Here is a 14,248-nt window from a genome sequence, read left to right on the forward strand (position 1 = left end):
CCATAAACAAGCCTCAAAGACTAAATTAGGCTAAGCTGTTTGACTATCGTACTGTGAGGTAATGAGGGGGAAAACACGGTTGTTTAAAACGCGGATAACTTCAAACTGGGCAAGTGATAGATTGTCATCTAGTGCAAAGGTTTCACTTAAATTTATACACACAGAGGCTTCCTGGCAATGCTCGACAATTAAAAACTCGCCAGTCTGTGATTCTGAGCTTAAATTAATAACCGCTTCAGTACTAGGTGTGCTACCAGTATACGGTTTAAAAAACCAACTTTTTGCCAACACGGGTTTTAATTGAAATTTAACTGCCGTTGCATTGAGCGCTATTTGGCATAACTGGGCAGGATTCCATAAATTAAATTGCTCAAGGTAATAATAAACTTGCTCATAAAAGGCTGCATCTTCAAGGCTGAAGTACGGGTTTTCAAAAGCACAATCGGTGAGCTGTCTAAGCTTATAAGGTGTACAAAGTTGCATATCGTCATTTAAATCAAGCAGCAAGCGGTTTTTCTCGGCGCATGCTATCCATTGCCATTGCTTTGACGCTTGTAACATTTGCTCCTCCCTACTTAGTACTTAAAAAATAAAATAAGACAATAAGCTTAGAGTATAGCTGCTTTTGACCATTTTTAAAACGTCTTTTTAGAACATTTATCGAACGATCAAAAGCTTACATAACTGATCCTTATAAGTCGTTAATGATCGACTTGACCAATTGTGGTCCTTTGTATATGAAACCGGTATAAACTTGAACTAAATCTGCACCCGCATCAAACTTTTCTTTTGCGGATTGAGCATCATCAATCCCCCCACACCAATAATAGGTAACTGATTATTTGTTAAACGCTTAAGTTCAGAAACAACATGGGTTGAACGCTCTCTAACTGGCGATCCTGATAAACCACCTGCCTCATCAGCATATTGCTGACCTTGCACTAAGCTACGCTCTAAGGTGGTATTAGTGGCTATAACACCATCAATTTTATTATTTAACAGTGACTCACTCACTTGTTCAATTTGAATTTGATCTAGGTCTGGCGCAATTTTCACCAACATAGGCACTTGTTTATTGTGCTTAGCAATTAAATCAAGCTGTTCGTTTTTCAAGCTTTGTAATAAGTCATCTAATGCTGCACCATATTGAAGGTCTCGAAGTCCTGGCGTGTTGGGCGATGAAATGTTTACAGTGATGTATGATGCATGCTCAAACACTTTACGCATACAGTGAATATAATCATCTTTACCCTGCTCGTTTGGTGTATCTTTATTTTTACCAATATTGATACCTAAAATACCATCGTACTTAGCTGCTTTTACATTATTAACTAAATTATCAACACCTTTATTATTAAAGCCCATACGATTAATAATCGCATTTGACTGTGGCAATCTAAACATACGAGGCTTATCGTTACCCGCTTGAGGACGCGGTGTTACTGTACCCACTTCAACAAAACCAAAGCCCATTTGGGCAAAGGCATCGATACACTCGGCGTTTTTATCTAGGCCTGCAGCAAGTCCTACTGGGTTTTTAAATTCCAAACCTAAAAAGTTCACCGGTTTATTAGCAACACTTTGTGCCCATGCCGCACTTAATGGTGTGTTAGCAAAGCGACGTAAGTTGTTAAGAGCAAAATCATGTGCCCACTCCGCATCACGGGTAAACATAAAACGGCGAGCTAAATCGTAGAACATGAATATAATCCTCTTAAAATTGTAGACAAAAAAATACCTCAGACAAGGCTGAGGTATTATATAACAAAAACTGTTTAACGATTAGTTTTAATCAATAGCAGTTTGTTACTTTGCTGATGTATCACAATTGTGACCAAGCAACATAAGCTCTCTTAATGCCACTGAGAACTTAGCAAAATCATGACTTTGCGATGTTTTAAACTCTGTCAGCATTTGCTTCCAACGTTGAAGCAACAGATCTTGACTATCCATCCATTGTTCAATTTGGCCATCTACATCACTGTTTTCACCTTCAAAGCTGTTTAATACAACTTCTGACAAGGTGCGTTGCTGCCAATCTAACTCTTCACGATATGATGCACGCGCTAGTGCCTGCCAATGGTTAGAAACCGGTTGATTAGTGATTTGATCTAAGAACCAATGTAGTCCCATTTGCGCACCTAATTTAAAGTAAGTGTGCGACACCATATCGATTTTACGATTAGAGTTTTGTGCAATTTGCGTTAAATCCATTACCGAGAACAAGCTTGATAACGACACAATACGCTGTGCAATATCTGCAGGTACACCGCTTTGTGTTAGTTCTTCACGAGCACTTACAATACGATCGCTTTCTGTTTTAACGATGTATTTAGTTAAGTTTTCACTTAAATCAGCAAATGTAGGTGAGAAGATTTCAATCGCTTGCTCAATTGATTGTGCTTTGGTGCGATGACGAAGGAACCAACGTGTTGCACGACGAACAGTACGACGTAACTGGTATAACATTTCTGTTTGTACGTTCGATGGTATTTTGTTATCTAAATCACTAATAGATAACCATGTTTCACGCATTTGGAAAATTTCACTTGCGATTGAGTAACACAATGCAATTTCAGCTTCGTTTGCACCGGTTTCTTCATTCATACGCACCATAAAGTTTAAGCCCATATCATTAACAATATTATTTGCTAACTTAGTGGCAATAATCTCTTTGCGTAGTGGATGATTATCCATCGCATCATTAAACTTCTCACGTAATGGGCGTGGGAATGATTTAACCAATAACTGGCGATAGTAAGGGTTTTCGGTAATTTCGTCGGTTACTAATGACTCTTTAAGAACCATTTTCGCATAAGACACCAATACAGAAAGCTCAGGACGTGTTAAATCTCTACCTGCAGCGGCGCGCTCTGCCAACTCTTCATCGGTAGGAATAAACTCAATTGCACGGTCTAACTTGCCATCTTTTTCAAGTGCATGAATAAAGCGAATTTTTTCTTTAAGCGTTGAGGTACCTTTAGATTGAGTAATCGATAAAGTATGCGTTTGACGATAACAATCTTTAAGTACTAATTCAGACACTTCATCAGTCATTGAATAAAGTAGTTCATCACGTTGCTTACGCGTTAAGTCGCCTTCAGCAACTAAGCCATTGAGTAAAATTTTAATATTTACTTCGTTATCTGAACACGCAACCCCGCCCACGTTATCGATGAAGTCAGTATTTACACGACCGCCTTGAGCTGCAAATTCAATACGACCTAATTGGGTTGCACCTAAGTTACCGCCTTCGCCAAATATTTTAGCACCAAGATCTTTACCGTTGATACGCAACGCATCATTGGCACGGTCCCCAACATCAGCATCCGTTTCTTTAGAATGTTTGATGTAAGTCCCTATACCACCATTCCAAAGTAAATCATGATCCATCATTAATGATGCTTTGATCAATTCATTCGGTGTCATGCTGGCTTTTTTTGTGCCTAACATCTTTTTCATCTCAGGGGTCAGCGTAATCGACTTAGCAGCACGCGAGAAAATACCACCACCGCTTGAAATTAGCTCTTTATTGTAATCTTCCCATGATGAACGTGGTAAATTAAATAAACGTTCGCGCTCTGGATAAGAAGCTGCTGCATCTGGGTTTGGATCAACAAAGATATGTAAGTGATTAAACGCCACTTGCAAGCGAATGTGCTTTGATAACAGCATACCGTTACCAAATACGTCACCGGCCATGTCCCCGATAGCTACTGCTGTAAAGTCTGTGGTTTGACAGTTAATATCCATTTCACGGAAATGACGTTTTACAGACTCCCATGCACCACGAGCCGTAATACCCATCTTCTTATGGTCATAACCTACTGAACCACCTGATGCAAACGCATCACCTAGCCAGAAGTTATATTCGTTTGCGATGCCATTGGCAATATCAGAGAATGTTGCTGTGCCTTTATCCGCTGCTACTACTAGGTACGCATCGTCTTCATCATGGCGTGTAACATCAACAGCAGGTACAATTTCACCACGGTCAATATTGTCTGTGATATCTAATAAACCACGAATGAAGATTTTATAACATTCTTGGCCTTCTTTAATAAACGCTTCACGTTCACTAGGTAGTTGTTTACATACAAATCCACCTTTTGAACCTACCGGTACAATCACGGTATTTTTAACTTGTTGCGCTTTTACTAAGCCAAGTACTTCTGTACGGAAATCTTCACGACGATCTGACCAACGCAATCCACCACGGGCAACTTTACCAAAACGTAAATGCACACCTTCAACACGTGGAGAATAAACAAATATCTCAAACGCTGGTACAGGTAGTGGGACTTCTGGAATTAAACTTGGCTGAATTTTAAGTGAGATGTAAGACTTAAATTTACCTTCAGCATCTTTTTGGAAGTAGTTTGTACGTAATGTAGCAACAATCATATCAACGTATAAACGGATAATACGATCATCATCAAGGTTCGCTACGTTTTCTAACTCTGCATAAATTTCTAAGCCTAGTTTTTCAAGTGTTTTAGCACTTGCAGGGCTTTTTACAGAGAACTTTTTAGAGAATAAGTTAACGATTTTAGCGGCAATATGCGGGTAGTTTGCAAAAGTACTTTCAATATACGTTTGCGAGAAAGTAACCCCAATTTGGCGCATGTACTTTGCGTATGCACGTAAAATTGATGATTCACGACCTGTTAAACCACCCATTAACACTAGACGGTTAAAGCCATCGTTTTCTAATCGATTTGCCCATACACTGGTTAATGCAGCGCGAAAACGTGCAGAGATCTTATCAAAATCAGCCATCCCTTTGCTGTCAATTAGCATAGAGAAATCCATGACCCAATTTACGCCACCATCACTAGTTTTAACCGAGTATGGCGTTTCACCTACAACACGTAGACCAAAGTTTTCAAGCATTGGCATAACATCAGATAAATGAATTGGCTCATCTTTGTGGAATAAGCTTAAACGCACAATATTGCTGCTTGCTTCTTCTTGTGGACGATAGAACAACATTTCTAACTTGTTCTCATCGCTTAGCATTTCTAGCTTTTCAATATCAACCACTGCAGCGCTAGGTAATACTTCTTCTTTGTATGAGCGTGCAAAGGCATTGCAATATTTACGGTTTAATTCATTACCACGGGCCTCACCAGCAGATTCAAGTAAGGCTGATTGTAATTTGTCTTCCCATGTACGAGCGGCTTCTATTAGGTTGTTTTCTATGTCTTTCACGTTAAATTCAATATTGTTGTCGGTCACACGAACAGTGTAATGGGTACGCGCCAGTGTAGACTCAGAGAAATAGGTAGTAAATTCGACTTTGACGTCAGAATTAAATGCGTTGGCTAAAATAGCTTGCGTTTCGCGACGAAGCGCTGTGTTGTAACGCTCACGAGGTACATAAACCATGCATGATAAAAAACGACCATATGCATCTTTACGAACAAATAAGCGACACATGTCACGTTCTTGTATCTGCAAAACGCCCATGGCAACTTCAAGTAACTCATTCTCTCGAGCTTGAACCAGTTCGTCACGTGGGTAAGTTTCTAATATATTTAATACGGCTTTGTATGCATGTGTCCCTTTAGCGAAGTCACACATATCCATAATACGATTAATTTTACTTTTAAGAACCGGTACATCAGCAGCGCTATTGTTGTAAAAGTTTGATGAAAACAAACCGATGAAACGATCTTCACCAATAACATTGCCTTTGTCATCAAAACGTTTTACACCCACATAATCTATGTAAGCTGGGCGATGAACGCGAGACAATGAATTAGTTTTAGTTAAAATTAATAGGTTACTACTGCGTGCCTCTTGGCGCGCCACTTCAGGTAACTCAGAAAGCAAGCGTGTATGCTCAGCATCAGAGTTTTTCATTAACCCTAAGCTGGTATCCATTTTACCCTTTAATTGATAGTCGCCCTGAACTGGTGAAAGTTCATATTGGCGATAACCCATTAATGTGAAATTGTCTTTCACTAACCAATCTAAAAACTCAACGGTTTCATTTATTTCGTTATCACTTTTATCTTTATGGCTTTTAGGCAAGCTTTTGCTTACCGCGATTAATTTTTCGCGAATAGGCTGCCAATCTTCAACCGCAATCGATACATCAACGAGTACTGATTCAAGTTCTTTTTTGAAAGACTCAATAACAGTTGCATCTGTTTGACGGTCAATTTCTATGAAGAATACAGTTTTTGTTGATGTTGATTCTTGCTCTGCTTTTAAGCTTGATAACCCTGATATTTTATCTTTCTTATCACGTTGAATTTTCAGCGGGCTATGAAGAAGTAAATGAGAGGCAATGTTTTCTCGTGTCATGGCCATTCGTACAGAGTCCACTAAAAACGGCATGTCTTTAGCAATGATCTCTACAATGGTATGTGATGACTGCCAGCCATCTTTAGCCACTTCAGGGTTGAAAACGCGAATAACTGCGTCATCTGATGTATTTTTTTCTAGCGAATTCCAAAGGCTGAGTGCAGCACCATATAAGTCACTGTCGTTGCGATTTGCCAAATCCTCTTTAGACATATTGCTGTACAAGGCTTTGGCGAATTTCTCAACGAGTAACACATTATCAGCGCGAACTTTTTTCTGGATAAGCTTACAGACGTTATCTAAAATAACCGAGGCTTGGCCTTCATTTCGTGTCATTGTATGTTCCTTAATCTATCACTGCTAGTTTAGCAGAATATTTGTACAGCCATTTATTAGCGTGGAGTCAGTTAAATTCTAACCCTTTTAAAACTAATAAACAGCCTTTTCGATGAAAACATTTTAAGCATTTCAGCTATTTGGTCATCTATTCACAAAATATAGATATAAATGGCCATTACTGGCCATTTAGGAGCAAATTTATTCACCTTATTTTTTCTGGTCAGTCCAGAGCAAGCTGCCAATTGCAGGTAAAAGTAACACTGCACCCAACATATTTACTAAAAACATGAAGGTAAGCAGAATTCCCATATCAACTTGGAACTTCAAATCAGAAAAAATCCACGTACTAACACCAATTGCTAACGTAATACCGGTAAATAACACCGCACTCCCACGTTCAACTAATGCATTACGATAAGCAATACTCAGTGGCACGTTTTGTTTTAACTGCCCCATCATCGATGACAAAATATAAATACCGTAATCAACACCAATACCTACACCCAAAGCAATTACTGGTAACGTTGAAACAGTTAGACCAATCTCAAGTTGTACCATAAGTGCTTGTGCAAGGGTTGATACTATGTACAAAGGTAATACCACTGCAATAGTTGCTTTTACGCTCTTAAAACTTAGTAAGCATAAAATAATCACCGCACCATAAACATAGAGCATCATAGGGATTTGTGCAGCTGAAACAGACTCGTTAGTTGCTGCCATTACACCTACAGGGCCTGATGCCAATTTGAAAGCAAGTTTATCTGTGCCCTCTTCTACAGCAAATTGTTTTACTTTTGCAATCACGTTATCAATAGTTTGTGCTTTGTGATCATCTAAAAATATAATCACGGGCATTACAGAACAATCACCGTTTAATAACCCTGTGCTGGTTTCAACGCGAGAGGTTGACTGCACCAAACTGGCAGAATTGCGCGGCAAACTTTGCCATTTTAAATTGCCCTCGTTATAACCGGCATTAACTGACTGTGCCACTGAACTTAGGCTGACCGCTGATTGTACACCGGCTAAATTTTCAACTTTATATTGAAAGCGTGATATACGCTCCATGACGTCATGCTCGGTACACGCTGCAGGATAAGCCTCTACAATGACTTTAAGAATATCAGATGAAATTGTGTATTTGTCCGATATTAAGAAAGTATCTTGGTTGTAACGTGCATCTTGGTGCAAGGATGGTGCACCGGCATGTAAATCACCAATACGCATTTTATCTGCTTGCCAATAGCCCAGTGCAAATAAAACCAAAGTGAAACCAATAATAATTTTTGCTGTTTTTGGATAGGTTGCTTTAACTAATAAATCGCGCATTGCATCAAGTATGTTCGGTTTATTAGCATCACCTGATTGAATATGGATGCTGTTTTCAAAGCGCATATACGATGCCCACACTGGCAACAAAATCAGATTAGTAAATATAATCACCGCCACCCCTAAACTCGCCGTAATAGCAAGTTCACGAATAATACCGATATCAATGGTTAAAAGGGTTAAAAAGCCGACTGTATCTGATAACAGCGCAATCCCGCCAGGCACAAGTAAAGCTCTAAAGCTTGATTGACAACATACTGATGTAGACTTACCTTCAGCAACCTTTTTACCAATGGCGTTAATCATCTGCACACCGTGGCTTACGCCAATAGCAAACACTAAAAATGGCACTAAGATAGACATAGGATCAAGACCAAAGCCTAAACTAGAAAGTAGCCCTAACTGCCAAATTACCGCAATAATTGAACACACAATCGGTAAAATAGTAAGTTTTAAACTGCCACAAAATAGCCATACCATGACAAAAGTGAACGCAATTGCAATGGCAAAAAATAATACAACCCCTTTTGCACCCTCGGCAATATCGCCTGCCATTTTTGCAAAACCAATAATATGAATACTAATTTCATTTGTACTGAGCGGCTCACGAATTTCGCTTTCTAATTTTTTTGCAAAAGCGAGGGTGTCTAATTTTTCTTGTGTTTGTGGATCAGTCTCTAGCAATTGGGCTGTTACCATAGCACACGAATAATCGCTTGCTATCATACGGCCCACTACTTTGGCCTTTTCAATGTTCTCTTTTACAATCCCTAAACCCTGTTTATCGGCTTTAAAGTTAGCAGGAATAATAGGTCCGCCAGCAAAGCCGTCTTCAACAACTTCAACAAAGCGCGCACTAGGTGAAAAAATCGAATTGACTAAAGGGCGATTTACTCCAGGAATAAAGTAAAGTTGATCATGTACGGCTTTTAATTGAGTAAAAAATTCAGGGTTAAAAATATCACCACTGTCATCACATACTGAAATTAAAATACTATTAGCGCCACCAAACTGTTTCTCATGCTTGGTGTAAACCTTCATATATTCATGGTTAAGTGGAATATTTTTATTAAATGACGCGTCGAGCTGAATTTGCGTTGCTTTAAAAACCAATAAACAAGTGATCAACACAAAACTTATGAGTACCACTAAGCGGTGTCTAAAAATCGCTTTTTCTAAAAAATCTAAAATTGCTTGCATTAAGGGGTCAACTCCTTCACTTTAATGCCGTTTTCTGTTGCCATGATCAGTTTATCTTTTACAATCACACCATCAAGAATCGCTTTACCATCAGCCAATTGCTCATAAGACAGCACATCAGCTTTAAGGTGAAAAATAACACCACTATTGGCCAATAATAGCCATTGTTTATCGTTATAATTTATGATGCTGTTTACAGTAGCTGTTTTATCATTGTCTAAGTGCTGCCACTGCTGACTATTGGTTTTATTTACGAAAATATTACCGCGCAGTCCTGCAACAATTTGTTGCGATGAATCTGATGCAAAACCAAAAAACGAACCTGGGTAAATTTCATCTAAACGTTGCCATGTTCGGCCATCGTCATCACTTGTTGCCAATAAGCCCATCTCACCGACTAGCATTAAACCCGTACTAGTCGGTTCAATGCGATTAAAGTGGGGTAATATAGACGCGGTTTCTATTTCGTAACCCTCAGGATCGGTTTGTTTTAAATCATTTAAATAGTCTCTATCTTCACTAAATAACAGCGAATCTAAAAAGCGTTTTTGCCAATGTTTGCCGCCATCACTCGTTTGATAAAACATACCGTAAGCGCCAACAGCATAGCCATTTAAGTCATCTTTAAAATAAATATCTAGACAGGGTTTATCTAAGCTTGGTTTTGCTTGTTGTAACTGCCAGTTTTCACCACCATCGGTGGTATTGATAATTGTGGCGTCGTGTCCACATGCCCAGCCATTAGAATCATTAGTAAATTCAACCGCTGTTAGTAATACTTGTGTAGGTACTGATTTCGCTTGTTGCCAATCGCTACCATCAATACTTTTAATGACCGTCCCATGTTTACCTACAGCAATAAGCCCAGCTGAAGTTTGTGTAATATCGGTAAGGAGTGTTTTATCTGCATTAATTGCGCTAATCGCACTTTGAGGTGCGTCTTGTGCAAAACTCGCACCGCTTAGGATCAGGCTGGCATAGACCAAATACTTCATAAATTTAATTCGCCTTGAACTGAGGATTTGTTTGTCTGTTATAAAGAGGAAAACCTGTGCGTTAATAGACAAACGCGATGTGAAAGAAAAAAGGCACCTAGGAAACTAGGTGCCTGCTTTTATACTATCTGCCAGCGCGACGTAAAGCGCTCGATGTAAACTCATTGTCATTAAATGACTGAGAAAAATCATACATCTTTTCTTGGTTATCTAAACCAATGGCTAAATAGCGACGTGAATTAAGATCGTGGTATACCTCAAGCGTACTCCACTGTGTCGGTACTTCATAGTAGTTAAGACCATAAGCCATTGCTACACGATAAAGTTGGTCACGATTATCGTAAATATCGGTAACATGTACTTGCCAACTGTCTTCGTCAATGTAGAAAACACGTTTTTTGTAAATATGACGAGTGTCATCTTTTAAGTTTGCTTCAACAACCCATACACGGTGTTTTTCGTAACGTGTATGCTCAGGATTGATATGACCAGGCTTTAAAATATCATCATAAGTTAGCTTGTCGCTGTGAAGCTTGTAGCTATTGTATGGGATGTAAAGCTCTTGCTTACCTTTTAGCGTCCAGTTATAACGATTTGGCGAGCCATTGAACATATCAAAGTCATCAGTTGTACGTAAGCTATCTGCTGCTGTACCCGGTGCATCGTACGCTACATTAGGTGCACGGCGAACACGGCGCTGACCTGAATTGTACGTCCACGCTTGGCGCGGCGTTAAAATTTGGTCCATAGTTTCATGCACCAATAACGCGGTCCCTGCTAAACGAGCTGGCTCTGTCACTTGCTGTTTAAACTTAAACAAAATATTAGAATCTTGTAGTTCAGCCGGAGTAGCACTTGGATCTGAATATTTAACTAATAACTGCTCATCAAAACCAACATAGTTATATGACCCCGATGCCGTCGGTGCTGCCTGACCACCAAAACGCTCAATAGACTGACCACGGTAACGAAGTAAATGGTTCCAAATTGCTTCTAAACCCGTTTTAGGGATTGGAAATGGAATACCAATAGCTGTACTTTTAATACCATTTCCGCCTTCAACTAATTCAGCAGACGTTGCAAACTTTTTGGTTGCATCGTACACAAATTGTGGAAAAGACGCAGAACGACGGGTTTCATACACTGGCATTTTAAACGTATCTGGGTACGCTTCAAATAACGCGATTTGTCCTGGGCTTAAGTTTTCTTTGTATTTATCAATATTACTTTTATCAATAGTGAATAATACTTTATCGGTTGCATAAGGGTCTAAGTGGTGCATACCCGGTTCATAACCTGCTGGAGCAGCAGTAATACCGCCATTCCATGCTGGGATTGAGCCATCAGCATTCGCTGCTTTTTCCGCACCAATTGGGCTTAAGTCTTTACCAAGGCGCGCAGCCTCTTCTGGGCTAATTTTAGCCAGCGCTGCGTGGCTTGCAAACAAACTACAAAACGCTGTAGCAATGAGGGTAGGTTTTTTAATCATAATAATGTTACCCCTAGATAGAATATTTTAAGTTAAAAGAAACGTAATCTCGGTCAGAGAAAGTGTTGGTGTCGCCACCACCCCAAAATGAGTTGTAACTCACATCTAAAGACCATGCATTTTGGTAATTAAAGCTCATAGTTGCACCTAATGACTTACGATCTTCAATGAATAAGAACATTGGATCTGGCGTGTTACCATTTACATCATGAGAAAATACAAAACGTGGTGAGAAGTTAATACCATTGTAAAGGTTAAAGTAATCACCTTTAGCAATTAAGCGGTAGCCCCACGATGAAGCCGTAGCAAACGATTTTTGCTCAGGTCCATTAGATAATGCCATATGTAGTGAAGAGTAATCTGAGCTACCAGGCCCCTGAATAACACCACTTCGGCCAGTACCAGAGACATTTAAACGGATCTCATCGTACTCGGGCATGTTATTAATACGAACACCACCAATTTCACCCACAACAGCCCAACTATCAGCGCCTAATGAAGGACCAAATAGATGTGTTGCCGTAAACTGTAATTGTGACGTATTGCGTTCGATATAACCTTTGGCTAACTCGCCTGGCCCAACAACGCTTGCATCATCGCCTTTACTCATTTGCGAAATACCTGCAAACTCAGGGCGTAAACCAGCAATAGCTAACTGCTCAGGCATCGCAGCGTAAAGTAGCTCTACGTCATCGATTTGCAGCGGTTCGTCTTCACGAAAAGTAAACTCACCCGCAAAAGCAGTTTCACCAAGCGAGGTGTTAAAGCTTAAACCGTAAAGTTTAATATCTTCAGGGTATTCGTTAGTTGCTTTAGCAAATGCTTTTAAATCGGATACGTTATCAGAGGTAATCTCAGTACTTGCAATCATCGCTAAATCTTGTTGAATTGATGCTTGCGTAAAGTTTGATACGCGACCCGAAATAAGCGGACGACGATTATGGTAATTTACGTGATAAAGCGCTACTTCGGTATCATTCCACTCTGGTAAAAACATACCGAGTCGTAAGCCGTATTGGCCGCCATCATCTGGCTCTGTTTTGCCATCATAGCCTTTACCTTTGAGGGCAACCTTGGTCGGGTGTGTCAAGTACATATTAGCTAATAGCTGTTGACCTGCAGCACTTGATGGATCAATCCCCTGACTTGCCGCTACTTGAGAGTGAGTTGCTATCAAGTTATTTAAACTATTTGTTAAAAATGCTAAATCAATATCAGGATTTGAAGTAAAACCTAGCTGTACGTTTTGTTGATAACCGTTTTCTGCAGCAAAATCATTGGTAGAAAAATAAGTCCCTGCAGCCGGTAGACGAGTTTCATGCCACTGGTATTGGTAAAAACCTTCTAAGGTCATGTTTTCTGTAAGCCCTAACGATGCCCACAACATACCAACCGGAATAAACGCTTCTTTTAGCTCAGCACCTGGTGCTTTTAAACGGTCTATATCGACCGGGTTAACGTTAATACCATGAGAAATTAACGTACTTTCACCCCAGTTTACTACTTGTTGACCAACACGAATTGAAAGCGGGTTATTACCATCGTTTAAATCAAAGTTCGCCCATACGTAGGCATCAAGTAAACGAAGGTCGGCACAACTTTGCTCTTTAGTATCATCGTCATCACAAGGGTCTACACCTTGCCCTGATGTTGGATTAACATAAGCACGATCGCCGTCCATTAATTCAAAATCGTAAAAATACATAAAACGGGTAAATAAGCCGTAGTTATCTTTACTTATTGATAAGTCATGCGTGCCTTTTAATAGTTTTGAGAAAGACTCACCGCTATCAAAATTTAAACCGCCCGCGTCACCGTTGTTTGAGTAGGACCCTGGTTGAGCCCAGACATCTTGGGATGAATAAATCGTATTGAGTGCTGGGTTGTAACCCGTCCAATCAAATGATGGATTATTACTCTTACCAATCATATCAAAATTTCGGTCTTCAACCCGAATACTCTGACCATATGAAAAGGTAGAATCGAAGGCGATATCAAAACCACCAACCTCAAATGTTGCAGCCTGTGTCTGTGCTGCAGTTAAACCCATAGCCGCAGCTGTTAAGCCAAGTGCTATTTTATTTTTAACAAAAAGCGATCTTCTTATCATTTTGGTTCCCCCCTGTCGCGGGTATTTTTGTGTGATCAAGTTATTGTTTTTAGTGTAATCGTAACGATAGAAGCGAATCAAACAAATTACAAATGGCCGCCTTCAATCAGTTATATTTTTTATTTGTTCAACGTTTACGTATTGGTAAGACGTCATACCAGATAATTTATACACGTAAATTAACAATAGAACAAACCGAAATTAACAAAAAAGCAATATTAATATGTATTTATAACACAAAAAATGACTGCTAAGCTACTCGTTCGAGACGGATGAACTTGTTTTCATTACTTAAAATGAGTCTAAATCGACCACGGATACCTAGGCTAGAAATAAAAGGTCGAAGGTGATGAGCGGAAAAACGAATTGTTGTACCGCTATCAGCTGTCACTTGGATAGAGCTATACCGTCCATGATAATAATCCATGCACTTTGTATAGCTCAAATGCATACTAAAGTAATGTTCTATCATGA

7 protein-coding genes and 1 pseudogene are annotated in these 14,248 nt (G+C 39.5%); all 8 read right to left on the reverse strand.

Annotated features, from left to right (window positions below; all coding sequences use genetic code 11):
- Positions 1 to 30 precede the first annotated feature (30 nt).
- On the reverse strand, positions 31 to 561 hold the full coding sequence (locus AC0L7Q_RS08180) for a cell division protein ZapC (RefSeq protein WP_413402169.1): 531 nt from the start codon (positions 559 to 561) through the stop codon (positions 31 to 33).
- Between the two features lie 130 nt (positions 562 to 691).
- A pseudogene (gene pyrD, locus AC0L7Q_RS08185) lies at positions 692 to 1,701 on the reverse strand (quinone-dependent dihydroorotate dehydrogenase).
- 105 nt (positions 1,702 to 1,806) lie between these two features.
- The gene (locus AC0L7Q_RS08190) at positions 1,807 to 6,648 is read right to left on the reverse strand and encodes an NAD-glutamate dehydrogenase (RefSeq protein ID WP_413402173.1); all 4,842 of its coding nucleotides are present in this window, start codon (positions 6,646 to 6,648) and stop codon (positions 1,807 to 1,809) included.
- 210 nt (positions 6,649 to 6,858) lie between these two features.
- Positions 6,859 to 9,180, reverse strand: coding sequence for an efflux RND transporter permease subunit (locus AC0L7Q_RS08195; protein WP_413402175.1), 2,322 nt, complete (start codon positions 9,178 to 9,180; stop codon positions 6,859 to 6,861).
- Positions 9,180 to 10,175, reverse strand: a complete 996-nt coding sequence (locus tag AC0L7Q_RS08200) for a WD40/YVTN/BNR-like repeat-containing protein (protein WP_413402177.1) — start codon at positions 10,173 to 10,175, stop codon at positions 9,180 to 9,182. The genes AC0L7Q_RS08195 and AC0L7Q_RS08200 overlap by 1 nt, the downstream gene beginning before the upstream one ends.
- A 124-nt stretch (positions 10,176 to 10,299) precedes the next feature.
- A complete protein-coding gene (locus AC0L7Q_RS08205; protein ID WP_010390152.1) occupies positions 10,300 to 11,664 on the reverse strand; it encodes a DUF1329 domain-containing protein in 1,365 nt (454 codons plus the stop codon).
- Positions 11,665 to 11,677: 13 nt separating this feature from the next.
- The gene (locus AC0L7Q_RS08210) at positions 11,678 to 13,774 is read right to left on the reverse strand and encodes a DUF1302 domain-containing protein (RefSeq protein ID WP_290167627.1); all 2,097 of its coding nucleotides are present in this window, start codon (positions 13,772 to 13,774) and stop codon (positions 11,678 to 11,680) included.
- Positions 13,775 to 14,024: 250 nt separating this feature from the next.
- Positions 14,025 to 14,246 carry a DUF2835 domain-containing protein gene (locus tag AC0L7Q_RS08215; protein ID WP_409423169.1) on the reverse strand — a complete coding sequence of 74 codons (222 nt, stop codon included), beginning with the start codon at positions 14,244 to 14,246 and terminating at the stop codon, positions 14,025 to 14,027.
- Positions 14,247 to 14,248: the final 2 nt, after the last annotated feature.

This window comes from Pseudoalteromonas sp. KJ63-1 (assembly GCF_055808145.1).

What these genes read in the sequence shown, in the direction of transcription:
- AC0L7Q_RS08215 (WP_409423169.1), bottom strand. Translation starts at nt 14,246, where the DNA reads ATGATAGAACATTACTTTAGTATGCATTTGAGCTATACAAAGTGCATG.
- AC0L7Q_RS08195 (WP_413402175.1), bottom strand. Translation starts at nt 9,180, where the DNA reads ATGCAAGCAATTTTAGATTTTTTAGAAAAAGCGATTTTTAGACACCGC.
- AC0L7Q_RS08180 (WP_413402169.1), bottom strand. Translation starts at nt 561, where the DNA reads ATGTTACAAGCGTCAAAGCAATGGCAATGGATAGCATGCGCCGAGAAA.
- AC0L7Q_RS08200 (WP_413402177.1), bottom strand. Translation starts at nt 10,175, where the DNA reads ATGAAGTATTTGGTCTATGCCAGCCTGATCCTAAGCGGTGCGAGTTTT.
- AC0L7Q_RS08210 (WP_290167627.1), bottom strand. Translation starts at nt 13,774, where the DNA reads ATGATAAGAAGATCGCTTTTTGTTAAAAATAAAATAGCACTTGGCTTA.
- AC0L7Q_RS08205 (WP_010390152.1), bottom strand. Translation starts at nt 11,664, where the DNA reads ATGATTAAAAAACCTACCCTCATTGCTACAGCGTTTTGTAGTTTGTTT.
- AC0L7Q_RS08190 (WP_413402173.1), bottom strand. Translation starts at nt 6,648, where the DNA reads ATGACACGAAATGAAGGCCAAGCCTCGGTTATTTTAGATAACGTCTGT.